Raw genomic sequence first — 25,441 nt, 5'->3', positions numbered from 1 at the left:
GCTTAAAGGGTACAAATAAACGGCGGTTCAACCGCTTAAAGAGGACGGCAATTCGATGGAGCAAGCCCGGAATCATCCCCGCAGTGAACAGGATGCATTAGGAGCAAGGGATATACCAGAAGCTGCTTATTACGGTATTCATACGGCGCGGGCAATGGACAATTTCCCTGTAAGCGGGAGAGCTGTTAACCCTCATTTGATCCATAGCATGGTTACGGTGAAGAAGGCAGCGGCGCTGGCTCATTTGAAGCTGAATACCTATCCAGCAGAAATTGCCCGGGCTATCGTGCAAGCATGTGATGATATCCTGGCAGGACGCTTTAAGGAGCAATTTGCTGTGGATGCTTTGCAGGGTGGTGCCGGTACTTCAACGAATATGAACGTGAACGAAGTCATAGCTAACCGTGCGATTGAGCTCATGGGTGGAGAACGGGGAGACTATTTACGGGTACATCCTCTGGATCACGTCAACTGCTGCCAATCCACCAATGATGTTTATCCAACGGCACTAAAAATTGCTGCGATCGGTCTGGTTCGACTGCTTAGTCAAACTTTTGCTTCCCTGCAGGAAGCCCTTCAGGAGAAGGAACATGAATTTGCAGATGTCCTCAAACTGGGTCGTACGGAGCTGATGGATGCTCTCCCAATGATGGCAGGTCAAGGTTTCGGAGCCTACGCCAAAGCGATAGCCAGGGATCGTTGGCGACTATACAAGGTAGAGGAACGGCTGCGGGAAGTCAATATTGGTGGTACAGCAATTGGATCAGGAATCAATGCACCGGTAAAATATACGTTTTATGTAACCGATCTTTTGCAAGAGTTGACTGGCTATGGTCTGGCGCGGAGCGAGTATCCGATGGACCCCACGCAGAATATGGATATTTTCGCTGAAGTGTCCGGACTTCTGAAGGCCGCTTCAGTTAATCTTTTGAAAATTTCCAATGACCTGCGCCTTCTGGCAAGCGGTCCGACAGGAGGCTTTGGGGAGCTTGAATTGCCAGCTGTGCAGGTGGGATCCTCGATAATGCCGGATAAAGTGAATCCGGTTATGGCGGAGATGACAGGACTTGTTGCCATGCGTGTCATTGCCAATGATACAGCGGTAACGATGGCGGCTGCGGGTGGACAGCTGGAGCTTAACGCTTTTATGCCGCTGATCGCTGATGCGCTTTTGGAATCCTTAGAGATATTGGCTAGTGCCGTCCGGCTGTTCGAAGAGCGCTGTGTGCGTGGTATTGGCATTCGTGAGGATCGATGTCGTGAATTGGTAGAAAACTCTGCTGTTCTAGCTACCGCATTAGTAGGCCACATTGGTTACGAGAAAAGTGCAGAGGTTGCCAAGCAAGCAAGGCAAGAAGGCAAAACAGTGCGCCAGGTGTTGATGGAGGCTCAGATTCTCCCGGTGGCTGAGATCGATAAAATCCTGAGTCTCTATCAAGTGACCAAACCGGGTGTGCCCGGCCAATAAGAGTAGACCGGCGCTAACCGGTCTACTGAAGGAGAGAGCAGCGTGAGTTTGAACGATACCCCCCGCTCGAGTCGCTTGCACATCGCCATATTCGGCAGGCGCAACGCAGGTAAATCAAGCATTATCAACGCGATAACCAAACAGGATATCGCAGTCGTGTCTCCGGTTAAAGGTACAACGACAGATCCCGTATATAAATCCATGGAGCTGCTTCCACTCGGGCCGGTTGTGTTGATTGATACGGCAGGCTTGGATGATGAAGGAGATCTTGGAGAGCTGCGGAAAAAGAAGACGCTTGAAGTTCTAAACAAGACCGACGTGGCCCTGATCGTCATTGATGCTGCTTGCGGTGTGACCTCATTTGATCGGCAAATTGCTGAGATCGTTCGAAACAAGGCCATCCCAACTCTTGGTATATTAAATAAAATAGATTTGTTAACTAATATGAACGCATCCAATACTGGAGACCTTACAGCTCTTGTTAAAAAGACCGAGGAGGAACTGGGGTTTAAGGTGATCCCTGTATCTGCAGTAGAACAGCAGGGGATCAGTGAACTGGGGAAGGCGCTGATCGCTGCTGTACCAGACGATGATGATAAATTCCGCATTGTCGGGGATCTAATCTCCCCAGGAGATTTGGTAGTGTTAGTGGTGCCGATTGATAAAGCGGCGCCGAAAGGCAGATTGATTCTTCCGCAGCAGCAGACCATCCGTGACATTCTGGAGAGCGACGCGATTGCGGTTGTTACCAAGGAATACGAGTTGAAAGAGACACTTGCGAGCCTCGGTAAGAAGCCGCGGCTTGTGATCACGGATTCACAAGTGTTCCTGAAGGTTTCGGCAGATACGCCAAAGGACATTCCTCTCACCTCCTTCTCGATCCTGTTCGCCCGCAGCAAAGGTGATCTGGAGGAGATGGTTAGGGGAGCCCGTGCTATCGACCGACTGCAGGACGGCGACAGAGTGCTAATCGCCGAGTCATGTACACATCACCAGCAGCCAGATGATATCGGCAAAGTGAAAATTCCGCGCTGGATCCGTCAGGCCACAGGTAAACAGATCGAATTCGACTTTGCTAATGGAATGAAATTTCCAGATAACGTGAAGGACTACTCGCTTATTGTTCATTGCGGCGGCTGCATGATGAATCGCAGACAGATGCTCTGGCGTGTGGAGCAAGCTGCCCTGGCTGGAGTTCCGATCGTCAATTATGGCGTTGCGATTGCGCATGTCCAGGGCATTTTGGAGAGAGCTATTTCCCCGTTTCCGCTTGCCCGTCTTGCCTGGGAGGAAAGCTTGCCGGTGTAAGATCTCGTTAGTGTTCCGCACGGTACCCGCATAAATTGCGGGTTTTTCTTTTTTTTATAACATATTCTTGTCAAAAGCTATTGACAAGAATATGTACCGACAGCCGATGAGATTTCTTCCAGGCCCGGGTAGATGTCAGGGAAGAAGTTGGAGTAAGATTATTACGAATCAACGCATATTGACGTAAGCGTGAAGGGGGAGCTCTGCACGAGTGCCAAAGAGGAACATGGTGAACATGGACATAAGCATGAAAGCGATGGACATGAAGGCCACTCGCATGAGGGTGGTAAGGGGAAAATAAAATAATAATAACTCGTTTGGCCGTTGGTACTGCACTATGACCTGCTGGATTAAACCAGCAGTTTTTTTATTTTTGGTGTCATGAAAAAAATTCTCAATCTGAACTTTTTGATTAGTAGATCAGTCTTTTTATTTGTAAATTGAAAAGAAACGAGAAAGAAGGTTTACTTTATGGATTTATAGGCTAATGATTTTCAAGCATTTCAATTCATTAATCACTTTGCTTTAAAACTCCCTTTTTTGAATCCCATCATGCGTTATGGGGAATATCTATTTTATTTGGGTGTGATTATTTATTGGTTTACGCGAGTAAAACAGAATAGATATATGGTCACACAAGCATTGCTTACTTCTTATGTTGCGGTTGATATCGGGGATACAGACCTTTTGTCCATCATGATGTGATCCAATTAATTCAGCCACCCTTATGTTGGGAACGTTGATTGCATTATCGCCCGTCTGGACGGGTGCATCACCCTCTTGATGTATTAGCCGGTACATTTATTGGAGTGATCTGTGCTTTGTCTACCCATTGGATTTTTGTGAAGTCTTACACAGCTAAAAAATGCTTAAACTTTTGTATCTATGAAAAAGTCGAGCAAAAGGTCTGGGTTCGGTGAGCTAAGCTCAATTAAGAAAGGAGTAACCCAATTGCGAAAATTATTATATAATTTGCTGATATTTGGATTTGGCATCCTGTTATATGTTTTGATGATTTATGGTCATGAACCGATATTTGTAAAGATACTCGTTTCTGAATTTGGTTCTCTTGCCTTGTGTTATAGTGGTTTTTCCATGATTCAATCCATAAAAAATAAAAACGAAGAGTAGATGTTCAACATCGATACAAGGAGAGCGACTGTAGTTGTCCATATTGCATAATTTTCCGCTGATAGCTGCCTTTATTTCCATATTTGTGGCTCAATTCATTAAGATCCCAATGCATCTTATCACCAAGAGAACGTTAAAAATTGGTCTCGGATTCAGCACGGGAGGCATGCCAAGCTCGGGCATCGACCAATTGAAGTATTTGCAGGCGCGTTATTCGGAATTGTCATTGGTATACTTCTGAAGTTTTATTTTTATTCTTTTATTCTTAACATTCCGCAACTTTATCTTTATTGGATGAACATTTTCGGTAACCAAGCAGTCTTTTTATTGTCGAGAATTGAAAAGGGGAGTTGGAGCTTTCATGCAAGATATTTTGACGGCCATTGTTCAAGGGATTGTGGAGGGGCTGACGGAGTTTTTACCGGTATCGTCAACCGGACATTTGATTTTAGCCGGTAAGCTTCTCGGCTTCACGGGAGAAAAGGCGGATACCTTTGAAATTGTCATCCAACTTGGCGCAATACTTGCCATCGCAGTAATTTACTGGCGTCGAATACTCGGATTACTTGGACTCATGAAAAAAGCGGATTCATCAGGTAATGCTAAATTAAACCTAATTCACGTCATATTGGCATGTTTTCCGGCGATGGCGCTTGGATTGATTTTGCACTCCTTTATTAAAACGCACTTGTTTTCGCCTTATACGGTTTTGGTAGGACTCGTTCTTGGCGGCGGGTTTATGCTGTTCGGACAAAAACGGCAGCCAAAGGTACAGGCAGAGGGCATGGATCAATTGTCGTACAAGCAGGCGCTACAGATCGGATTGTTTCAGTGTTTGTCTTTATGGCCGGGCTTTTCACGCTCCGGCACGACCATTGCCGGCGGACTGCTGGTTGGCGGCAGCTACAGGGCTGCTACTAATTTTTCATTCCTTATCGCCATACCGATGATGGTCGCCGCAAGCGGGTATGAACTGCTGAAAAGTTATCATACGCTAACGGCGGCAGATGCAGGATTTTTTGCGACCGGATTTATCGTCTCATTCGCTGTAGCGCTTCTAGCCGTCATCACATTTCTGAAACTGCTCGAGCGCTTGAAGCTCGCTCCTTTCGCTTATTACCGTTTTGTCATTGCGGCTGTATTTTTTATTTACTTACTGACAACATAAAACATCATGAACGGGGAGGCGGAATACGGATGGGAGAAGGGCCGGTTTTATTTTTGACGGGGGACTACGGTTCAGGGCATGTACAAGCAGCGCGTGCCCTTCAGGAATCGTTTACCCGGTTATTTCCCTATATCGGTACGGAATCAAAGGACTTTATGTCGCATGCTCATCCTATCGTTCACCCGATAAGCAAATTTATGTATCTTGGCGGTATAAAAGCGTTCCCTCGCACCTATGGATATCTGTTTCAAAAAACACGTCGAAGCAACAAATTCTCTAACGGTTTGAAGGTTTTCCATGGTCTCGGACTGGGGAAGTTTCTGTCTATGCTGCGTAGTGTGCAGCCATCAGCCGTTGTATCGACGTTTCCACTTGCTGCCGCTGCCATGTCTTTCTTACGAGCAAATGGCTTATTCAATGTGCCAACGATAACGGTAATTACCGACTACACGGATCACAGTTATTGGATTAATCCGCATACGGACGCTTATTTGGTCGGGTCCCGGCATACTGCAGACCATCTTGTTAAGCTTGGCATAGACCTTTCGCAAGTTCGAGTAACCGGTATTCCGATTCGCCGGGAATACAGCCATGTTTATAACAGGAAAGAAATCCGGGCCAAAATCGGACTGACCCCGGATCTTCCGACCGTACTGGTCATGGGCGGCGGTTACGGAATGCTCGGCCAAGAGATCGGCGATACGCTTTGTCGTTATCTCCATGGAAACAAAGGTAGCATGCAGGTCATTGCGGTATGCGGCCATAACGATAAATTAAGGAATCATTTAAGCAGTATTGCGTCCGAGTGGAATTTGCCCATGGTTGTTACCGGTTTTACCGAGCACATTCCCGAGTTTATGGCAACCTCGGATCTGCTCATCACCAAATCAGGAGGACTTACTTCCTCTGAAGCGCTTGCGGCTGGTCTTCCCATGCTCATCTATAAACCCCTTCCGGGTCAGGAGGAGGATAACGCGAATTATTTGCTGGATGCCGGTGCAGCAGTTCGGTTGAACCATGTGGAGGAATTGCTGCAGTCGCTATCGGCCTTGTTATCCGATCCGGTACGATTGAAAACGATGAAAAGGCAAGCCAAGAAGACTGGCAAACCTTTCTCCGCAGATAGGGCTGCGGAATGCATCGTAGAAATCCGGGAACAAGGAATGGTCACAATGCCAAGCAGCCGGGTGTATTCATTTGTATAGATGACTGAGATCGCGAATATCGCAGTCTTTTTCGTGCTGATCCAGGTATTTTTATCTTAAGGAAAGCAAAAAATAACAAAGGTTGATTTGAACTTTTCTGAAGAAAGATAAGTCTTTTTAGATAAATGATTATTTTCGTGGAGGTTAAACGTGGCGCACTTCATACAAAATTGGATGGATCAATACGGCTACTATGTTTTAGGCATTTCCCTTATGCTCGAACTTCTTGCCCTGCCTTTGCCGGGAGAAGTTCTTATGACATATGCAGGACTTATGGTTTTCCAAGGGAAGTTACATTGGATTCTAAGCATCTTGACGGCGGGTGTAGGAGCTTCGATCGGCATGACCGTTTCCTATTGGATCGGTTATAAATTGGGCACACCGTTTCTTGAAAAATACGGTTCGAAGATACATTTGGGACCAGATAAACTAAAGAAAACATCACAATGGTTTGAACGCTATGGAAATAAGCTTCTGATCATCGCTTATTACATCCCTGGAATTCGCCATTTTACAGGTTATTTTTCGGGAATTACACGTATGTCGTTTCGAACATATATCAAGTATGCTTATACAGGCGCGTTTATTTGGACAGGCACGTTTATTTCCTTAGGAAAAATACTCGGTCCCAAATGGGAGCTGTTTCACCAAACGATCACAAAATATTTGCTTATCGCGGGGATCATCGCGGCGGTGATTTTTGTTGTTGTTTATGTGTTTCGAAAATACAAAAATCGGCTGTATATTGTAACTGTATTGGGGTTGAACAAAGGAGTCAAAGCATTTCATTCCCTGGGCAGAGTTAAATTTCTGGTGGTCGTATCATTTGGAACGTTTCTTACGCTTTTTATTTTAATGGCAGGCTTGGTCCAAGATTTTTTAGCGAATGAATTTGCTGATTTTGATGTTGTCACTACGTATATCGTCCATGCCATATTTGATGAGAATTGGGCTACATGGATGAATCGCTTCGCGTATTTAGCATCTTTTCAGATCGTGCTAACGATTGCTGTCCTAACGCTTGTCTGGATTCTGATAAAAGGAAAAGACCGTTTGCTTGAAGCTGGATTCTTATTGTTTGTTTTAATCGGGGGCGAGCTTTGGGATGAGGGATTACGGCGACTATTTCATCGCACTGGACCTGAAAACCTTCTAGATACGTTCCCGAGCGAACAGACCTTAATTACGATCATTTTCTTAGGTTTCGCCGTGTATCTTTTTGTTCGGCATGTAAACATTACATGGCTTCGGACAGGCGCAGTACTTCTTGTTCTTGCTGTTTCGTTGTTGGTTGGACTCAGTCGCATTTATTTCGATATTCAGTATCCAAGCGATGTAGTTGCGGGATACGTATTTGGCGGAGTATGGCTTAGTTTCAATGTTGTTTTATTGGAGATATTTCGGTTTTTCCGAAACAGCAAGCTGAACTTTTCGACTTGAACTCAAGTCATTTGTTCTCATGGGGTCATTTGTTTTGAAATTAGGTTCGGTCATGATGAAGGTCGTTATTAATTTGAGTTACGCGCTGGGAAGCATCCTGGGTTCGGACCCATATATCATCGTCGGTTTGATCGGATATTAAAACATCTGCTGGAGACAAAAGGGATATTTGAACATAAGGATACAATCGTACCAGGAAATCAAACGGTTGATGATGTTATAATGGTTGGCGGGGATGCCACCATTTGGGGCACAGTGAATAATTCGGTTATCGTTGTAAACGGAAACGTGGTTTTAAAAGCATCTGCAAAAATAAACAGTTTTGTTTTGGTGATAGGCGGAGGATTAGTTGTCGGAACTTGGTTGTTGCAGTTAGCTGTCAGCATTGTTTTCGTAATACTCCCTGTTATGACCGTATTTTTTAGCAAGCATCGTATAAATCCATTTGTAGATCGTGCGCGGCAAACTCCCGGATATTTTTTATACATCGGTTTTTTCAGTAGTCTAATCTTTATAGCAATGACATTTCTGTACTAAGCATGTTGGGTGGGGAAAGAATTCAAGGAACGTTTAATCGTTCCAATTGGATGATTTCATTAGCGGGTTCGATTTTATTGGTTTCCCTTATGAATGTTCCGCTTTTTGGAGGACTTCTTTTCTTAGGAGTAACGGTTTTCTCCATAGGATTCATGACTTTGTGGATTTTGGAAAAATTAAAAAGAAAACCATCCGCAAAGTCATAAAAAGGAGGGACTCATCTTTTGCTTCAACATCAACTTTTATCGTTCATTGCCCATTTTGGCTATATAGGCATCTTTGGTTCGTTAGTGCTTGGAATTATTGGATTACCGGTTCCGGACGAATTGTTAATGACATTTGCGGGATATTTAATTTCGCAAGGAAGACTTCACTATTTTACGACAGTAAGTGTTTCCGTGGTTGGCAGTTTTACCGGTATGTCCATCAGTTATTTTATTGGACATAAATTCGGCTATCCCCTATTGGAGAAGTATGGGGGCAAAATTCATATTACGAAACAGAAGTTGGGTCATGCTCAGCAGTGGTTCAAAAGGTTTGGCAAATTTGCGGTTACGATTGGATATTTTATTCCGGGTATTCGTCAACTAACGGCTTATTTTGCAGGAATTAGCGAATGGTCGTATCGAACATTTTTTGTATACGCAGCACCGGGAGCAATGTTATGGGCGGTCACATTTATCACGTTAGGGACCTATTTGGGCGAACACTGGCGTGAAGTAATGGAAACCATTCATCAGTATCTCTTGATTGCTGTAGTTTTAATTGCTGGCATGGCCTTGATTGTTTGGTATATTAAAAGAAAATGGGGAAAAAAATAGATGCAAAATGAAGGTGAAGACGTGGATCCTATGGCTCAAGCTAAAAAAAGAAAACTGTTCGCGATGAATCCGGTCATAATTGTACTTGGGCTTGTCAGTTTTTTTACCGATATGTCCAGTAATATGATTGTACCCATTCTGCCGCTGTATCTCACTACCGTATTGCATGTTCAGGTACAATCCATCGGTATTATTGAAGGAATCGTTGAAAGCACCGCGAGTATTTTAAAATTATATTCGGGTCGGATTACAGATCGCGTAGGCAAACATAAAATTTTGATGTTGATTGGTTATGGGTTGTCAAATTTGACAAAACCGTTCTTTGCATTAAGCGCTTCCTGGGAACAGGTACTCATGATTCGTTTTTCCGATCGTTTTGGAAAAGGAATACGAACGTCCCCGCGAGATGCGTTAATCGCAAATTCCACTATAAAGGAAGAACGAGGAAAAGCGTTCGGTTTTCGCCGCGCGATGGATGCTCTAGGAGCAGCATTAGGCCCATTAGTTGCTTTTGGCGTGCTTGCCATGTCTGCGAACAACTATCGCCTCGTATTTTGGTTATCTGTTATTCCTGGGATTCTGGCTGTTGCTCTTATCGTTTTTTTTCTAAAAGAAAAGAAGTCCAGTAATACCGGAAAACAATCGAAACTTCCGCAAATTGAGTTTAAAAATTTAAATCGCCGCTTTATATGGTTTTCCTTGATTTCCACGCTTTTTGCGGTCGGTAACTTCTCCGATGCGTTTCTAGCTCTACGTGCACTGGACGCAGGCATACTTCCTGCCTTAATTCCACTAGCGTTTTTCGCATTTAACATGAGCAGCAGCATCTTTTCGATGCCGGTAGGCATGTTGTCAGATCGTATTGGTCGCCGACCGGTGCTTATTTCCGGATTCTTTATCTTCGCACTCATTTATTTTGGATTCGGTATGGTAAAAAGCGTTGCATGGATCTGGGTATTATTCGTTTTATATGGAATTTACTACGCATTCACTGAAGGTATACAAAAGGCATATATTGCCGATATTGTACCGGAAGGGCTAAGAGGAACGGCGATGGGTACATATAATGCATTGACTGGATTAGCAGCATTACCGGCGAGTATTATTGCGGGTTTTTTATGGCAAACGTTTGGACCTGGGGTTGCTTTTAGTACAAGCAGTATCATTGCGATATTGGCTGCATTATTGATGATGATATTCCGCATTTAAGCAGGCTACTTTCGCTTAATGAAATTGTCATATGTGTGGATTTTGAGGATATCGCCTTGCGCTTGAAAGACTGCGGGCTGCTCACTCAGCTTTCTCCAGGGGGAAAATAACAGATTCCTCAGATTGCCCGGGTGAGCGAATAATCGTCCAATACGAAGCGAACTTTCATGCTGTCGTACGGAAGATAAGTGAAGGAATAGGTCCAGTGCTGTGTCCCAGTCTGTACATCTTCTGTCATAAAGTGATCCAGGTAGACATCTAGTGGAACCATAAGTGATCGAGATGACATATAAACAATTTGGTGATCGAGGCATCCAACAAATGGATGTCTTTTTTTTCTAATAATCTGATTGTGAAGACTTTTTGAAGAAACGTGTTGTGAATTGTAATGTGACCTTCACAAATCTTACAAAACGGACAGGTAGACTAATAATAGTAAGGAACAAGGGAATAGGGGGAGTTAATATCATGTGTGGATTTGTTGCTGTATATAATCGGAATCGGGTTCCCGTAAACGCAGATATGATCCAAGCGATGACGAATACCGTTATACATCGGGGTCCTGACGATGTAGGAATTCGGATAGATGAGCATGTCGGCCTCGGGTTCCGGAGATTGAGCATTCTAGATTTAAAAAATGGCGCTCAACCGCTCGGAAATGCTAATCAGGATATTTGCGTTGTATTTAACGGTGAAATTTACAATTACCGCGAGCTCCGCGAGTGGTTGTCCGGTAAAGGCCATACATTTCAGACCGATTGCGATACGGAGGTTTTGTTACGTCTGTACGAAGAAACGGGTGAAGATTGTCCGACTCATTTAAGAGGTATGTTCGGTTTCGTCATCTGGGACAAAAAACGTGACGTATTGTTCGCCGCTCGTGATCAATTCGGTATAAAGCCTGTTTATTACAGTGAGACGTCAAATGGATTTATGTTTGCTTCTGAGATCAAGTCTCTGTTAGCATCAGGCAAACTTGACAGGGAAGTAGATGGGCAGTCGTTCTATCATTATTTGACTTTTCAATATGTACCCGAGCCGGCAACCATGTTTATGTCTATTAGCAAACTAAGGGCCGGACATACATTGACGATTAAAGATGGAAGCTTAACGACCAAACCCTATTATGAGGCGCGCTTCTTCGCGGAAGATACACGTTCATACTCTGATCTCGTTGAGGAAACACGCTCAGTATTAGAGGATTCCGTCAGTCTGCACCGGAACTCAGACGTTTCAAGAGGCGCTTTCCTATCGGGAGGCATTGATTCCAGTAGCTTGGTCGGCATGCTACAGCGGTTGGAACCGACTCGGACGTTCTCGGTCGGATTCGACGTACCCGGTTATAGTGAACTTGAGCTGGCACGAAAAACAGCTGGCTATCTTGGTACGGAACACTTCGAAGTCGCCGTTGATGCCCATACCTATCTCAAAGCGTTGCCTAATATGATATGGCATATGGACGAGCCAGTCGCCGATCCTTCCGCCGCAGGTATATATTTCGTGTCTCAACTCGCAAGCCAATACGTTAAAGTCGTATTCTCGGGTGAGGGAGCTGATGAGTTTTTCGGCGGATATAACATTTACCGGGAGCCACACTCACTGCGAATGTTCGAGCATATGCCTATAGGTATGCGTAAATTTGCTGGTGTTTTGTCTAATATGATGCCAAGTGGAATGAAAGGGAAGAGCTTCTTGGAAAGAGGCAGTCGTCCGTTGGAAGAACGGTTTTACGGAAACGCTAAAATTTTCTCGGAGGATGAGAAACGAAAAATATTGAGTAAACCCGGCTTCGAATATTTAAATTTCAAACCGGCTCGTGACATTACGGATCCCCTTTACGGAAGCGCTAGCTATTATGATGATGTTACGAAAATGCAGCATATCGACATTCATACCTGGTTACGCGGCAATATTCTAATGAAAGCTGACAAAATGTCCATGGCGCATTCGCTGGAGCTTCGTGTCCCTTTTGTCGACACGAAGGTGTTCCAGTTTGCCGCTACTATCCCAACCAAATATAAAGTATCATCGGTCTCAACTAAGTTGCTCCTTCGAGAAGCGATGAAAAATGTCGTCCCACCGGATGTTCAATCCCGCAAAAAATTGGGGTTTCCGGTACCGATACGAGTGTGGCTTAAGAATGAGTGGTATAACTGGGCAAGAGAATTAATTCACGAAACGGATAGTAGTATGCCATGGATCAATAAATCCTATGTGCTGCAGATGTTGGACGATCATCGTGCGGGAAAATATGATGCAAGCCGCAAGTTATGGACACTGCTCGTGTTCATGCTCTGGCATCAAATGTATATCAGTCAAATCCATCCGGTTCCGTCATCTCATCCCATCGGAAGTCGAACGCGAAACGTAGTCCCTATGCCCTTCATACTCTCGACTTGAATATGACCCTGGTGTAGGTCAACGATTTCTTTGCAAATGGCTAGGCCAAGTCCCATACCGCCTGTTGCCCGGGAGCGAGATTTATCGACACGGTAGAGCCTTTCCCAAATGTGGATCAGATCTTCCGCAGGAATGCCAATCCCGGTATCTGTAATTTCAATAACACAGTAAACATCTTCTTCATAAGTTGAAATGGAAATTGCTCCATCATTAGGTGTGTATTTCCTTGCATTTTCTAGTAAATTGACAATAACCTGTTGCAGTCGACGCTCGTCTCCTTCTACATAGAGTGGAATTTGAGAGGGAGAGTATCTCAATGTAATTCCGGTTTGTTGAATAGAGTCTGCCATCAAACCAAGAGAATTCTGCAGGATCTTGTCGATTGAAGTTCGGCCTAAAGCTAACGTAAAGGATCCTTGTTCTATATTGGCAAGTTCAAATAAATCCTGAACCAATCGTTGAAGTTGCATGCTTTGCGTATATAACAAGTTCAGATATCTTTTCTGGTCATCTTCTTTGGAAACAAGTCCATTAAGGAGCACCTTAGAATAACCAATCATGTAGGTTAAAGGAGTACGCAACTCATGCGAAATGTCAGCCAAAAACTGTCGTCTCTGTTGCTTATAAAATTGAATGTTGGCTGACATTCGATTGATTGCATGTGACAATTGTGCGATTTCATCCGAACCGTGTGTTTGCAGCTCCCAATCGTGTTTTCCTTCGGAAATTCGCTGCGTAATTCTAATCATACGAAGCAGAGGTTGCACGATTTTTCCCGATACGAGAAGGATTATGATTGCTCCTGTTACTAGTACCATAAGCGCAACTCCAGTAAACGTACTTCTTATCGTTTTAGTAGCAGTCCTGATCGTTTCGGTCGGACTGAACATAACGACTCTACCTATCGTTTTTTCGTCAATAGTAACCAACGATTCCGTTATGAAAAAGGGTTCGTTTTTCCAATCCGAGGCTAATACCGGACCGTGGTTTGTGGAACTGTGATTAATAAGCTGACTCAAATAGTCCGGTGAAACATCAGAAATACCATCGGATGCTCCCTGAATGGCACCTGATTCATCCAGAATGAGCAACAGGTTGTTAGTCTCGCTTTCAATTCGGACAACATGGCCGATTGTAGAAGGCTCGAAATGATCACTTAGTACAGAAGCATAACTATGAGTTCGTCTAGTTTGCTCGCCGATAATATCGTCCGTATAAAAGCGGATGAAGAGAAAGTATAGTACGCTTTCGATGAAAATAATCAACACCATGAAAAGAATAACGAGAATAGTGCCTAGTTTAATGGCGATACTGTTCAACTTAAGTCGTTTCATTGCAAATATATCCCGTTCCCCATACGGTTTTAATAACATCCTGACCGGGAATGCCGGCTTGTGACAGCTTATCTCTTAGGTTTTTAATATGAGTGTCCACAGTGCGATCATCATTAACTGGGCGATTGTTCCATAACAATTCGAGCATATCTTCCCGATGAAATACCCTTCCTTTATTAGATAGAAATAATCGAAGAATGGCAAATTCTTTAGGAGTTAGTGACAGTTCTCGTTCCATGTAAAATACCTGGTGGGTTTGGATATTCATTCGGAGATCATCATAAGAATAATCAATCTTTTGATTTGAAACGATAGGTTGATTAGCAACTGGCATATCTTCTTGCAAGTACTTTTCTCTTCGAAAAATCGATTCCATCCGCGCCAACAGTTCCTGTTGTTCAAAAGGCTTGGTCATATAGTCATCGGCACCTAATTTCAGACCAACAACTTTATCAATTGTGTCCTCACGGGCGGTGAGCATAATGATCGGAACGTTGGATACGTTTCTAATTGCTTTACAAACATCGAACCCGTCCAGTTTCGGCATCATGAGATCGAGAAGAACTAAGTCGTATTTTTTATGCCTAATTAATGTCATAGCGATTTCACCGTCGACTGCTGTTTCGGTATGATAACCATCTGTTGATAAATAAAGCTGTAGAAGCTCCCTCATCGGTTGTTCGTCGTCGACAATTAGGATTGTCCTATTTTTTTCTTGTGTAAACGCTAAGGTCGACATGGAAGACACCTCTTTTATCTATTGTTATGAATAGGAGTGAACGCATTGAAAAGGAATCATCGCAAAACAGTAAAAATTAGGTCTTTGATATTATTATTTTTAGGTATGAGTTTTCTTCTACTTTCACCAATTGCTTCAGGAGAAGAATCGACTCCTTCTTCCAGCGTAAACGGTAAGGGTATACAATTGGAGGTGAGGTCCGCCATTCTTCTGGAGGTAAGCACCGGACAAATTCTTTATCAATCTAATGCAGATGTCGCCTATCCTCCAGCTAGTATGTCCAAAATGATGACAGAGTATATTGTATTAGATGAAATTAAAAATGGAAGACTTAGTTGGGAAGACACAGTAGTCGCCTCCCAAAATGCGCAAGACACCGGCGGATCAAAAGTGTTTTTGGCTGCTGGTGATAAGCATACTGTTAGGCAGCTCTTTACTGCTATGGCAGTCGGTTCAGCCAATGATGCTACCGTTGCACTGGCAGAACATATTTCAGGTACACAAGAAGCCTTCGCGAAAAAAATGAATGAAACAGCGATAAGGCTTAAGTTGAGCACCGCACATTTCATTAATGCGACTGGATTAGGCCGTAGTGATATGAAAATTCAGGATCGTCCTCAGAGCATAGAAGGTGAAACTGTCATGTCTGCTCGAGATGCTGCTATTCTTGCACTAGCGATTCAACAAGAACACCCCGATTTTTTCGAAATTTCCAGCCTACCATCTTTTCAATTTAGACAGCGAGACGAAAAACCGATAATCAATTATAACTGGATGCTCGAAGGCAATAAAGACGTACCATCGTTGCGAAGCTTTGCTTATCAGGGTTTGGATGGTATGAAAACCGGTTACACAGATGAGGCAGGGTATTGTTTTACTGGAACGGCTGTACGTGACGGTGTTCGACTCATAAGTGTAGTAATGGGAACCAGTTCAGAATCTGAGCGGTTTGTAGAAACAAGAAAATTGTTGGACTACGGCTTTAATCGTTTTGAGTTAAAAACGGTTTTACCAGGAAAATCACAAATAGAAACATTAAAAACATTGAAAGTTTCTAAAGGTAAACAAAAAGAAGTAACCTTGGAAACGGCAAACGACTTGAAGTTCATAGTTGAGAAAGGCACTACACCAAAGCTGGAAATAAAAGCTGAACCCCTGGATAAGAGCAAATTGGTTGCTCCAGTGAAACAAGGAACTATTCTAGCTACCGCAACAGTTACTTACAAAAATGAAAATGCTGAAATAAATGTGGCTACAGTTAACTTAGTATCAAGTAATGATATCGAGAAAGCACACTGGTTTCGTTTATTACTTCAATCAATCGGCAATTTTCTAATATCTTTTTTTAAAGAAATCGTCGGTCTGTTTTAATTATTTGTTTTCGAAGAACTCCTTGTGAAAATATTTTTTAACAAAAAACAGTATAACATTTAAATCTCTTATTAACTACATTATGTAGTTTTTCAACAATTTTCTTCGCTGAGTTACATTACATTCAATTTTTCCAGAAACAAAAAACGAGCCGTTGCAATTGCGAAGCAGGCGGGGGATTGATCAGGTTTTGGCGGAGGTGCTGCCAGAAGGCAAAGCGGAAGAAGTAAAGAAACTCCAGGAACAGGGGCATAGAGTGGCCATGGCTGATATCGGCATGGCGGTCGGAACGGTGACCTGAACAGTATCCCTGACGCTATTTATATGAGCCGCAATGGCACTCAGTTCTGTGTCTGTGGTATTAAATGCACTCCAAGTTGGCGGGGATGAAGGAAAAAAGGCGGTATGTTTTGGTTTGGTAGTTATGAAGGTTTACCCTTGTCTGAAAAATAAGATGATTCGGAGAGGTGAATGTTTTAATGAACCAAGACCACACAAGCAAAACTAAATCTATTAACAATCAGGTGTCAAGCACTGATCATCACAACAGCCACATGCATCATCATGTCAGGGCCCGTAATGAATCGACTCACCAGCATGGCTCACATGGTCTTGACAAACATGCCGGTCATCATGTTAAGAATTTTCAGAAGCGTTTCTATATTTGTCTTATTGTCACGATCCCGATTTTGATCCTGTCGCCAATGATTCAAATGTTTATCGGTGTGAGTTGGCGTTTTCCTTATGACTCGATGTTGCTGTTTCTATTGTCATCGTTTGTTTTCTTCTATGGCGGACAGCCCTTCCTAGTGGGAGCATATCGTGAACTTAAACAAAAGGCTCCGGGCATGATGACGCTAATTTCGCTGGCCATCGTTGTGGCGTATGGGTACAGTTCGTTAATCATCTTTGGAGTAACCTATGTTGATTTTTTTTGGGAGCTGGCTACCCTAATTGACATTATGTTGTTGGGCCATTGGCTGGAAATGAAGTCTATCTTGGGTGCATCTAATGCGCTTGAAGAACTAGTGAAGCTCATTCCCTCGGAGGCTCATCTCCTTACCTCCAGTGGGGCTGTCAAGGAGGTTAGTGTGGCGGATTTAAAGCCAGAGCAAAAAATATTGATCAAACCGGGTGAACGTATTCCTGTTGACGGAGTGATTGAATATGGTCAATCTTCCCTGGATGAATCAATGCTTACGGGTGAATCCGTCCCAGTAACCAAGCAACCGGGGGACTCCGTAATTGGAGGAGCTGTAAACGGGGAGGGCGCTTTGACCGTCACGGTTAAGAATACCGGGGAGGAAAGTTATCTGTCCCAAGTTATTTCATTGGTCAAAGAAGCACAGGAATCTAAATCGAAAACACAGAACCTATCGGATCGTGCGGCGAAGTGGTTGTTTTATATGGCGCTTGGTGCAGGTTTGGTCACTTTGGTTGTCTGGTTATCTCTGGGCTATAGTTTCGATTTCGCCATGCAGCGGATGGTTACCGTTATGATTATTGCCTGTCCACATGCTCTGGGTCTTGCCATACCTCTTGTTGTATCCACTTCGACTTCTTTAGCTGCAAAAAAAGGACTACTGGTCCGTAACCGTGCGGCATTTGAAGAGGCCCGACTGTTAAAAGCGGTCGTATTCGATAAAACGGGAACGCTGACACAAGGTAAATTCGGCATAACCGATATCTTTCCAGCAAATGGATATAAGGAAGAGGAAATATTGAGCTATATAGGTTCTCTCGAATCCCAGTCCGAACACCCTATTTCTAAAGGCATCGTGGATGAAGTTAAAAAACGCGGAATTACAGTATCTAGTCCGGAATCATTCGAGGCAATGACAGGAAAAGGGCTTAAAGGTGTCGTTAGTGGGAAGGAGGTCAAGGTGGTCAGCCCGTGATACATGGATCAGGAGAAAGTCCAATATCCCGCAGAACATTATCGGAGACTTGCTTCTGAAGGAAAAACGGTTGTTTTTGCCATCATTGACGGCCGGTTTGCAGGTATGATCGCTTTAGCGGACCAAACCAGGGAAAGTGCAAAAAGGGCGGTAGACAAATTAAAAACAATGGGCATCAAATCCATTATGCTGACTGGTGACAACAAACAGGTTGCACAATGGATTGGTAAAAAACTACAAATAGAAGAGATTTACGCCGAGGTTCTACCTCATGAAAAGTCGAAAAAAATCGCGGAAATTAAAAATAGTGGGTTGCGGGTTGCCATGACTGGTGATGGGGTAAACGACGCTCCTGCGTTGGCGAAAGCCGATCTCGGAATTGCGGTAGGGGCGGGGACCGATGTGGCCATTGAAACCGCAGATGTGATTCTGGTTAGAAGCGACCCGGAGGATGTGGTTTCCATTCTTGAGTTATCCAGGAAAACATACGCCAAGATGATCCAAAATTTATGGTGGGCAACCGGGTATAATATTATTGCTATACCCTTGGCGGCAGGTGTATTGTACAGTGTCGGGATCCTCTTAAATCCTGCTATAGGAGCCGTACTAATGTCCCTTAGTACAATTGTTGTAGCCATAAATGCAAAGCTTTTGAAAGTGTAAGGGAAAAGACTACTTCCTTAGAATGTTTGTTTTATTTTCTCATCTAGCCGTTATTGCTGGAGCTTTTTAAACCTTTTGGAACACCCGTAAGCGGGCCCGCTTGTACGGTGGTGTGAGAAAACGGGGGCTAACCGCTCCCCTTACTCGATTTCCATTGCTCCTGTGGAATTAACATTTTAGTGTTGGTTGCAGTTCTTTCTTTAATACGAATAACTTTAGCGACATGGACATGGGCAATATGCCAGGGATGAATCGCCAGGGATGAATCACTAATCAAAACAGATTCTAAAAGACTGTTTGAGCTATTGACCGGCTCATTCAGCCTTTTAGGCATGAATGCATAATACATACCTTCTCAGCATTGCGCTTAATGTGGTCATCAGTGTTATAGGGATTATTCCTTCGGTATTCCTGACGATGGCCATGTTATGGTCTTTGGTTGGACTCCTGGATTCTTTGTTTCGTGGATAGATGAAATTTGGGGGCATCCGTTTCGTATGTGCTGAAATCCCATGCAGGTAGCATAACGAGTTCGCCTACTCTTTCGGCAGTATAGGATTTCAAATATTTTGTGGATTTGGTATGACGGAAATATATCAGATCACTCATACAAAGGGGAGAGGTCATGAAGAAGAAAGAGTTTATTGTTTTAACTTGGGTCGGATTCCTATGGACGATTATTTTAGTACTGATCCTGTCCTTTTTTAATGTAGACGAACCATATGAAGTTGCCAAAAAAGATATAGGTCATGAATTTACCGTATATTCTAAAAACAATCTAGAAACCTCATTTGCATCTATTGACGGAGCCATAGCGTATGCTAAATCTTTAAAGCAAGCCTCTGTACGAAGCAAGCTGGATGGACAGTTGTATTGGAACAATTATGATGACTTCACGGTATACCAAACTGAAAAAATGATCGCGGACTTTGCTCAGTTCCAAGAAGCAGTCCGTTATGCCAAAAAATTCAGAGATACTAAAATATATTTTAATCAAGGAACATCCCCTGTATGGGAGAATATAAACATCCCCCCTATAACAAACATAATCGATGCTCCATTAATCTCTCAAATGCCGGAGCTCCCCAGAGGTTGTGAAGTGACAAGCCTGACTATGCTTTTGCAGTATGCTGGTGTCAAAGTGGACAAAATGAAGCTGGCAGCTCAGATTAAAAGGGATCCGACCCCTTACGAAAAAAGGGACGGAGTCACCTATTTCGGAAATCCTTACGACGGATTTGTCGGTGATATGTACAGCTTTTCGAATCCAGGATATGGGGTGTATCATGGACCGATTCGAGAACTGGTTGAACTGTACATGCCGGATCAAATCATTGATATGACCGGAAGTGAGTTCCAGGATATCCTGTACAGCTTGGACTATGGGATACCCGTATGGGTTATCGTCAACACTAACTTTTCGCGATTATCTGATTCATTGTTTGAAACGTGGCAGACGCCAACTGGCCAGGTCAGCATTACATATAAAGAACATTCCGTCTTAATAACGGGGTATGACGAAACATTCATATATTTTAATGATCCCCTCGCATATATCAAAAACAGAAAAATTCCCATTCGTTCATTTCAAGAAGGTTGGGAACAGATGGGTAAACAAGCCATTACCTATGTAGAAGATCAAACGACTTAATTGCTATATCAAGTATTCCATGGGGAGTGTTTTTTCTTGTTTTTCATGATTAATATCATAGACACGCAGGCAACTTCACGCATTTCACATAAAAGGATGCTAACTAGTTGCTCCTGAAAAAAGTGAGTTTTCGTAAAAAAATGATCTGCTGTTCGATGGTAGGTAGCCAAGCGCTTCGTGATCACGTACAAAGCGCAGTTCCGGGGGGCTAAAGTGATCGCCGTTGATCCTAAGTACACCTCGCAAACGTGTCCGATGTGCGGGCACACGGCCAAAGAAAACCGCAATAAAAAGAAACATGTGTTTTGCTGCCAAAATTGCCGTTATCAATCGAACGATGACCGCATTGGCGGCATGAATCTTCAGCGCCTTGGAATCCAGTACATCGCTGAAGAAACGGCGTAAGCAGCGCTTTCGCCGCTGGGGAGCTGTCAATCTTCCCGCGTAAGCCTTGGCTTACAGATGTAACACCACGCGTGTACCAAGCGAAAAAAGATAGGAGGCGTCTACCGCCGCTTGGACTATTGGGTCGTTACAAGCTCGCGACTTTAGTCGGGAGTCATTGACATTGAACGGTTTGTATAAGACTCTTGTCGGATGCTTAGAATAAACAAGGCAAGTCTACACTGGATGCTCTGTTTATATTTTTCCTATATCATACTACAACAAAAAGCTAGAAGGAGCACTTATGAATTTACACTCAGCCCTTAAAACCATTGTGCCCGATTCCACTTCTACCCCTGACATTCATATTCCGGGAATCCAGTTTCATTCTGGTAAAGTAAAGCAGGGGGATCTGTTTGTCGCTATACCGGGTAAGAACCTTGATGGGCACACATACATTAAAGAAGCCATTAAGGCTGGAGCCGCAGCTGTGGTGGGTGAAATGCATATGTCTGATTTGGAGGTCCCGTATTTTCGAGTTTCGAATGCTCGGTTGGCTTTAGCCCAGATCGCCAGTCTTTTTTATAATCATCCTTCGCGCAGGCATATTATGGTTGGTATTACTGGTACAAACGGTAAGACTACAACTGCCCATATGCTTCGCCATATACTGGAAACCGCTGGTGTTTCCTGTACATTAATAGGTTCTGTTTGCCAACAAATAAATGGAGAGGAAATTCAATCTACACAAACAACCCCTGATGCTCTTCAATTGCAACAATGGCTGGATTACAGTCATGATCAGGTTGTTATTATGGAAGTGTCATCTCATGGAATCGATCAGGAGAGGATCGGTGCCATTGGTTATGACTTTACAGTATTCACTAACCTCACTCATGATCACCTTGATTATCACCATACGTTAGAAGAGTACTTTGAGACGAAAGCCCGCTTATTTAAACAAATGAAGAGCTATGGCGAAGCTATTGTATCCAGTGGATGTGAATGGGGGAAAAGATTAAGCGACCAGCTGTTGACGGAAGGATCTCCCGTTCATACTTTTGGAGAAGCTACTCTTGACCAACTACAGATTACACGTGTAATATCGGCCTCTCCACTAGAATTTGATATTCAAAATGGGCAAGAAAACTATACCGTCAGCCTCCCCCTTTCAGGGGTGTACAATGCGTGGAATGCATCAGCAGCCTGGCTTACAGCTCGGCGCATGGGTGTGAATCCTTTGACCATTCAAAAAGCCCTTGAGACTTTCCCAGGTGTCCCAGGACGGTTTGAAATGTATAAACACCCTCGAGGGGCAGAATGCATCATTGATTATGCTCATACTCCTGATGGGCTTCTTCAATTTCTTAAAACTGTTCGGGGACTTACAGACCAACGAATTATTCATATTTTCGGTTTCCGAGGAAACGGGGACCAATCCAAACGCCAGCCCATGTTTGACATTTCGACAGGTTTGAGTGATTTGATTATCTTAACCTTGGATGACTTAAAGGGCGCAATAGCGGATGAATTGTTAACTGAGCTAAGGGAGATGGCCAGTCCTTATGGACTCGACACTTGTGTAGTAATCGAGGATCGTACTAAAGCTATCGAGTTCGCATGGGAACTCGCCCGGTCAGGCGATATTGTTGTTATTACCGGCAAGGGGACAGAGGCTTATGATCAATCGTTTGCTTTGCCATGTACATCAGATCGAGAAACAATTAAATACCTCATACGGACTTGAAATATGCTTAAAAGGGTAATACACTTTGTGCAACAACTTTCAAGTGGGAGAGAGAAAGGCGGTTTGCATTATTCTCCCGGTGGATCCCGTAGTTCATAATCACCTTGCTCTCAAACCTTATGCTAAAAAAGTGTTTGGAAATCTGGATACAGGAGATGAAGCGCACAAGTATATACAGACTATTGAGAGAGACGCAGAAGAGTATCCCGCTAGCGATCTCTCTAGGCTACTTTAGAGCCAATTGAATGGTGAGCTTACCCACCTCGGCGTAGAGTTCGCAGTAATTGACTGTACAGATTAATTTAACTACAATGTGTAGTATATAAAAGAGGTGAAGGCAAGGAATGTATGGTCCTAGTATAACGAAATGGATAATGGTTTTATTTGTTTTATTGGTCATTCTGATGATGTTCTGGGGAAATAAACTTTCGAACAATCTCCCTACTGGTCGCGTGATGTTACAACACTATTTTGGAGAGAAGGATGAGAAGCATGTCAGTTAAGCGTATCAATTTAGAAGGAGTAGGATTAAACCGTTTTTTTGGATCTCTTGAAGCTCAAATTATGGATATTATTTGGGCTAACTCAAAAGTAACTACGAAACAAGTACAGTCTCTTCTCAAGGAAGTACTATCTTATAACGCTGTGATGACAGTGATGAACCGACTTATCGAAAAAGGGCATCTGAAGAAAACAACGGTAGGTAAAGGAAGATTTAGACAAAGCTACTTTGAATCAGTCCAAAGTAAAGAAGCCTTTATTGATGAACAAACACGGATTGTCACAGAGGGTTTTATACATGATTTCGGTGACCTGATGGTAAACCATATGGTAGATGCTGTTCAGGAGGCAGATCCCGGACTAATGCTGCTGCTGGAGGCTCGCTTGGAACAGTGGCGTAAAGGTGCTAGTGAAAATGATCATTAAGAAGTATCAAGCAGCCCAATGTTTGATGATCATCGTTAGTTTACTCATATGGAGTCAAATGACCCTGTATATCCTACATGAGTTTGTTGGTTATTCTCCAACATGGGGATTACTGCAATATTGTCTTTCTGCTTTGGCGGAAAGGACAGTACTACATCTAATAGTTTTCATCGGACTGAATCTGTTGATTTTATATAGCTTTATGATGATCATTATAAAGCTGTATAAACAAATAAAACTGGAAAGACAGTGGAATACTCAAGTTCAGTTCCAATGCGATCATTCATTAACCAAACAACTTCATGAAAAATATGAATTTATAGAGGACCGTATCATCGTCGTTCATCACAATTCGTTCTTAGCGATTACATCAGGTTTTTTCAGACCGAAGATTGTAGTTTCTTCAAAACTGGTTCAAGATTTCACAGAGCAAGAAGTAACTGCTGTTATACTACACGAGTACGCCCATACTAAAAAGTTTGATCCGCTCCGCTTACTGATCATTCATCTTATCAAGGATAGTCTACCGTTTGTACCTATTTTAAAAAAGCTTGCTCATTATATTCAAGTATGGATGGAAATAGAAGCAGATCAGTTTGCAATTAATCAAATGAAATCCCCATATGATTTAGCCAGTGTGCTTTATAAATGCTCCAAGAGCGAACAAAAAAGCGTAGTAGGGGTGGGTTTCGCTGATAAGGCAATTAATTATCGCATTCAAAAGCTTCTTCAACCGAAGAGTGAAATTATTATCCCTGTATTGGAAATGAAACCTTTGGCGATGTCGTCAACTCTTTTTGTATTGCTGAATGTTATTATCATAAGCGGCTGCAGTTAGCCGCTTCCTTTAGCATCTTTAAACTACATATTGTAGTATAACAAATAATGCAAATCCATTAATTATCTGAAAGAGGAATATAGCTTAGGTAAATGTCATGGCTGCATGTTACTGGTGAGGGGGAGCCACCCAGCTTATTTTATCAGTGAGTCCTATGGGCGATGGCTGCTGTCAAACCTGATATCAAGGTTCCGGCTTGGGTAATGGTGATTCATGCCGTGAGAAGTACTTGGTGCTCAGTATCGATGGTAAAATGCCAATACTGTGTAAAGAAGCGCTGTTTATTAGCTTAGTCTTTCTGATAGAATAAATTCTTTTGATGGCTGTCCCGAAATTGCTTGGGAGACTGGCCAATTACTCGAGTAAATAGAATGGAGAAATAATTGGGGTTTTCATATCCGACCATTTTTCCAACCTCCCATATTTTCATTTTAGTTGTGACAAGCAGCCTTGTCGCTTCCCCTAAACGTCGATGAATCAGATAATTAATGGGTGAAATTTCGTAGCTATTTTTGTAAGGATGGGATAAATAATAAGGATTAATATGAAATTTTTCAGCAATACCTGTCAGACTCAAGTTTTGAGTGAAATTTTTATCAAGGTAGTCCTTGACTTCCTCTGCAAGAGTTCCTTTAACAGCTTCCGAAACTTTATCCTCTGAACGCAACATTCTCTCGATTAGTGCAAGAATCGTTTCCAGAAGTTTTTGAGAAATGTAATGAAAGTTTACATCCTGTACAGATGATTCTTCGAACAGCAATTTCATTAGGGAAGCAAGTCCGTCCGAATAGCGGTTTGCGCGAATTACAGGTTCACGGTCAAGTGGTACAACCCAATCATTGTTACTTACTGCCAGACTAGGGAAGTTGAAGCCGCAATAATATGTGAAAAGAGGATGATCTGGAAAAGAACGTTCTTCATGCAGAATTCCACGATTATAAATCAAAATGTCCCCTTCCCCCGCAGTATAGGCTTGACCATCAATAATAAACTCGCCTGCACCTTGCTGAAGCATGACGATTTCATGCAAATCATCATGTTTATGGCTGGGGAATTTCCAATACGGATTATCACTCACTTTACCAGCATACAGAAGGTGGCAATTAGGTTTCCTTTGAATTGATTTTATTTGTTTAGTGTCAATTTCTTCGTGCATATTTAGACCTTCTTTCACGCGTGAGCAATAACTCTATGATTTGATA

General features: G+C 43.0%; 21 protein-coding genes and 2 pseudogenes. 18 read left to right on the top strand and 5 right to left on the bottom strand.

Annotation, left to right across the window (positions count from 1 at the left end; translation table 11 throughout):
- The first annotated feature begins 55 nt into the window (after positions 1–55).
- From PaeBR_RS14405 to PaeBR_RS14365, 9 genes are all read left to right on the top strand, one after another.
- Positions 56–1,468: an aspartate ammonia-lyase gene (locus tag PaeBR_RS14405; protein ID WP_410511265.1), complete on the top strand. Its 1,413-nt coding sequence runs from the start codon at positions 56–58 to the stop codon at positions 1,466–1,468.
- Positions 1,469–1,510: 42 nt separating this feature from the next.
- Positions 1,511–2,776: a [FeFe] hydrogenase H-cluster maturation GTPase HydF gene (gene hydF, locus PaeBR_RS14400; protein WP_410511264.1), complete on the top strand. Its 1,266-nt coding sequence runs from the start codon at positions 1,511–1,513 to the stop codon at positions 2,774–2,776.
- A 1,165-nt stretch (positions 2,777–3,941) separates the two neighbouring features.
- Entirely contained in the window at positions 3,942–4,148 is a 207-nt protein-coding gene (locus tag PaeBR_RS14395; protein ID WP_410511263.1) for a divergent PAP2 family protein, read from the top strand.
- 120 nt (positions 4,149–4,268) lie between these two features.
- Complete coding sequence (locus PaeBR_RS14390) at positions 4,269–5,075, top strand: undecaprenyl-diphosphate phosphatase (protein ID WP_410511262.1); 807 nt, start codon at positions 4,269–4,271, stop codon at positions 5,073–5,075.
- A 29-nt stretch (positions 5,076–5,104) separates the two neighbouring features.
- Complete coding sequence (locus PaeBR_RS14385) at positions 5,105–6,280, top strand: MGDG synthase family glycosyltransferase (protein ID WP_410511261.1); 1,176 nt, start codon at positions 5,105–5,107, stop codon at positions 6,278–6,280.
- 150 nt (positions 6,281–6,430) lie between these two features.
- Positions 6,431–7,720 (top strand): VTT domain-containing protein, encoded by a 1,290-nt coding sequence (locus tag PaeBR_RS14380; protein ID WP_410511260.1) that lies wholly within the window; start codon positions 6,431–6,433, stop codon positions 7,718–7,720.
- Positions 7,721–7,942: 222 nt separating this feature from the next.
- A complete protein-coding gene (locus PaeBR_RS14375) occupies positions 7,943–8,257 on the top strand; it encodes a hypothetical protein (protein WP_410511259.1) in 315 nt (104 codons plus the stop codon).
- A gap of 224 nt (positions 8,258–8,481) precedes the next feature.
- The gene (locus PaeBR_RS14370) at positions 8,482–9,078 is read left to right on the top strand and encodes a DedA family protein (RefSeq protein WP_410511258.1); all 597 of its coding nucleotides are present in this window, start codon (positions 8,482–8,484) and stop codon (positions 9,076–9,078) included.
- Positions 9,079–10,287, top strand: coding sequence for an MFS transporter (locus tag PaeBR_RS14365; protein WP_410511257.1), 1,209 nt, complete (start codon positions 9,079–9,081; stop codon positions 10,285–10,287).
- A gap of 118 nt (positions 10,288–10,405) precedes the next feature.
- Here the strand turns inward: PaeBR_RS14365 and PaeBR_RS14360 are convergent, their stop codons facing one another.
- Positions 10,406–10,576 carry a hypothetical protein gene (locus PaeBR_RS14360; RefSeq protein ID WP_410511256.1) on the bottom strand — a complete coding sequence of 57 codons (171 nt, stop codon included), beginning with the start codon at positions 10,574–10,576 and terminating at the stop codon, positions 10,406–10,408.
- A gap of 179 nt (positions 10,577–10,755) precedes the next feature.
- Here PaeBR_RS14360 and asnB point away from each other — a divergent pair, with 179 nt between their 5' ends.
- Positions 10,756–12,687, top strand: coding sequence for an asparagine synthase (glutamine-hydrolyzing) (asnB, locus tag PaeBR_RS14355; RefSeq protein WP_410511255.1), 1,932 nt, complete (start codon positions 10,756–10,758; stop codon positions 12,685–12,687).
- Here asnB and PaeBR_RS14350 read toward each other — a convergent pair.
- Complete coding sequence (locus PaeBR_RS14350) at positions 12,627–14,006, bottom strand: sensor histidine kinase (protein WP_410511254.1); 1,380 nt, start codon at positions 14,004–14,006, stop codon at positions 12,627–12,629. The two genes, asnB and PaeBR_RS14350, sit on opposite strands and share 61 nt — an antisense overlap.
- A 1-nt stretch (position 14,007) precedes the next feature.
- Positions 14,008–14,760, bottom strand: coding sequence for a response regulator transcription factor (locus PaeBR_RS14345; protein ID WP_410511253.1), 753 nt, complete (start codon positions 14,758–14,760; stop codon positions 14,008–14,010).
- A gap of 36 nt (positions 14,761–14,796) precedes the next feature.
- Here PaeBR_RS14345 and PaeBR_RS14340 point away from each other — a divergent pair, with 36 nt between their 5' ends.
- The 3 genes and pseudogenes from PaeBR_RS14340 to PaeBR_RS14330 all read left to right on the top strand — a co-directional run bounded on the left by PaeBR_RS14340 (position 14,797) and on the right by PaeBR_RS14330 (position 18,692).
- Entirely contained in the window at positions 14,797–16,131 is a 1,335-nt protein-coding gene (locus tag PaeBR_RS14340; RefSeq protein ID WP_410511252.1) for a D-alanyl-D-alanine carboxypeptidase family protein, read from the top strand.
- Positions 16,132–16,291: 160 nt separating this feature from the next.
- Positions 16,292–16,432, top strand: coding sequence for a hypothetical protein (locus tag PaeBR_RS14335; RefSeq protein WP_410515299.1), 141 nt, complete (start codon positions 16,292–16,294; stop codon positions 16,430–16,432).
- A gap of 178 nt (positions 16,433–16,610) precedes the next feature.
- Positions 16,611–18,692 (top strand): annotated as a pseudogene (locus PaeBR_RS14330) (heavy metal translocating P-type ATPase).
- Positions 18,693–18,819: 127 nt separating this feature from the next.
- Here the strand turns inward: PaeBR_RS14330 and PaeBR_RS14325 are convergent.
- On the bottom strand, positions 18,820–19,026 hold the full coding sequence (locus tag PaeBR_RS14325) for a hypothetical protein (RefSeq protein WP_410511251.1): 207 nt from the start codon (positions 19,024–19,026) through the stop codon (positions 18,820–18,822).
- A gap of 291 nt (positions 19,027–19,317) precedes the next feature.
- Between PaeBR_RS14325 and PaeBR_RS14320 the strand changes: the two genes are divergently transcribed.
- The 5 genes and pseudogenes from PaeBR_RS14320 to PaeBR_RS14300 all read left to right on the top strand — a co-directional run bounded on the left by PaeBR_RS14320 (position 19,318) and on the right by PaeBR_RS14300 (position 24,239).
- Entirely contained in the window at positions 19,318–20,343 is a 1,026-nt protein-coding gene (locus PaeBR_RS14320; protein WP_410511250.1) for a C39 family peptidase, read from the top strand.
- 171 nt (positions 20,344–20,514) lie between these two features.
- Positions 20,515–20,748: pseudogene (locus PaeBR_RS14315) on the top strand (zinc ribbon domain-containing protein); the annotation flags it as partial.
- A gap of 283 nt (positions 20,749–21,031) precedes the next feature.
- Positions 21,032–22,474 carry a UDP-N-acetylmuramoyl-L-alanyl-D-glutamate--2,6-diaminopimelate ligase gene (locus PaeBR_RS14310; RefSeq protein ID WP_410511249.1) on the top strand — a complete coding sequence of 481 codons (1,443 nt, stop codon included), beginning with the start codon at positions 21,032–21,034 and terminating at the stop codon, positions 22,472–22,474.
- 492 nt (positions 22,475–22,966) lie between these two features.
- The gene (locus PaeBR_RS14305; RefSeq protein ID WP_410511248.1) at positions 22,967–23,401 is read left to right on the top strand and encodes a BlaI/MecI/CopY family transcriptional regulator; all 435 of its coding nucleotides are present in this window, start codon (positions 22,967–22,969) and stop codon (positions 23,399–23,401) included.
- Positions 23,391–24,239, top strand: coding sequence for a M56 family metallopeptidase (locus tag PaeBR_RS14300; protein WP_410511247.1), 849 nt, complete (start codon positions 23,391–23,393; stop codon positions 24,237–24,239). Before PaeBR_RS14305 ends, PaeBR_RS14300 begins: the two co-directional genes overlap by 11 nt.
- Positions 24,240–24,528: 289 nt before the next feature.
- Here the strand turns inward: PaeBR_RS14300 and PaeBR_RS14295 are convergent, their stop codons facing one another.
- Positions 24,529–25,395 carry an AraC family transcriptional regulator gene (locus PaeBR_RS14295; RefSeq protein ID WP_410511246.1) on the bottom strand — a complete coding sequence of 289 codons (867 nt, stop codon included), beginning with the start codon at positions 25,393–25,395 and terminating at the stop codon, positions 24,529–24,531.
- Positions 25,396–25,441 lie beyond the last annotated feature (46 nt).

This window comes from Paenibacillus sp. BR2-3 (assembly GCF_046529485.1).
Lineage (GTDB): Bacteria > Bacillota > Bacilli > Paenibacillales > Paenibacillaceae > Paenibacillus_AQ.
The sequence above is the reverse complement of the archived record's forward strand: the minus strand, read 5'-3'. Positions and strand labels throughout refer to the sequence as shown.

What these genes read in the sequence shown, in the direction of transcription:
- PaeBR_RS14305 (WP_410511248.1), top strand. Translation starts at nt 22,967, where the DNA reads ATGTCAGTTAAGCGTATCAATTTAGAAGGAGTAGGATTAAACCGTTTT.
- PaeBR_RS14385 (WP_410511261.1), top strand. Translation starts at nt 5,105, where the DNA reads ATGGGAGAAGGGCCGGTTTTATTTTTGACGGGGGACTACGGTTCAGGG.
- PaeBR_RS14300 (WP_410511247.1), top strand. Translation starts at nt 23,391, where the DNA reads ATGATCATTAAGAAGTATCAAGCAGCCCAATGTTTGATGATCATCGTT.
- PaeBR_RS14405 (WP_410511265.1), top strand. Translation starts at nt 56, where the DNA reads ATGGAGCAAGCCCGGAATCATCCCCGCAGTGAACAGGATGCATTAGGA.
- PaeBR_RS14345 (WP_410511253.1), bottom strand. Translation starts at nt 14,760, where the DNA reads ATGTCGACCTTAGCGTTTACACAAGAAAAAAATAGGACAATCCTAATT.
- PaeBR_RS14295 (WP_410511246.1), bottom strand. Translation starts at nt 25,395, where the DNA reads ATGCACGAAGAAATTGACACTAAACAAATAAAATCAATTCAAAGGAAA.
- PaeBR_RS14390 (WP_410511262.1), top strand. Translation starts at nt 4,269, where the DNA reads ATGCAAGATATTTTGACGGCCATTGTTCAAGGGATTGTGGAGGGGCTG.
- PaeBR_RS14360 (WP_410511256.1), bottom strand. Translation starts at nt 10,576, where the DNA reads ATGTCATCTCGATCACTTATGGTTCCACTAGATGTCTACCTGGATCAC.
- PaeBR_RS14320 (WP_410511250.1), top strand. Translation starts at nt 19,318, where the DNA reads ATGAAGAAGAAAGAGTTTATTGTTTTAACTTGGGTCGGATTCCTATGG.
- PaeBR_RS14310 (WP_410511249.1), top strand. Translation starts at nt 21,032, where the DNA reads ATGAATTTACACTCAGCCCTTAAAACCATTGTGCCCGATTCCACTTCT.
- asnB (WP_410511255.1), top strand. Translation starts at nt 10,756, where the DNA reads ATGTGTGGATTTGTTGCTGTATATAATCGGAATCGGGTTCCCGTAAAC.
- PaeBR_RS14375 (WP_410511259.1), top strand. Translation starts at nt 7,943, where the DNA reads ATGGTTGGCGGGGATGCCACCATTTGGGGCACAGTGAATAATTCGGTT.
- PaeBR_RS14325 (WP_410511251.1), bottom strand. Translation starts at nt 19,026, where the DNA reads ATGCCTAAAAGGCTGAATGAGCCGGTCAATAGCTCAAACAGTCTTTTA.
- PaeBR_RS14365 (WP_410511257.1), top strand. Translation starts at nt 9,079, where the DNA reads ATGCAAAATGAAGGTGAAGACGTGGATCCTATGGCTCAAGCTAAAAAA.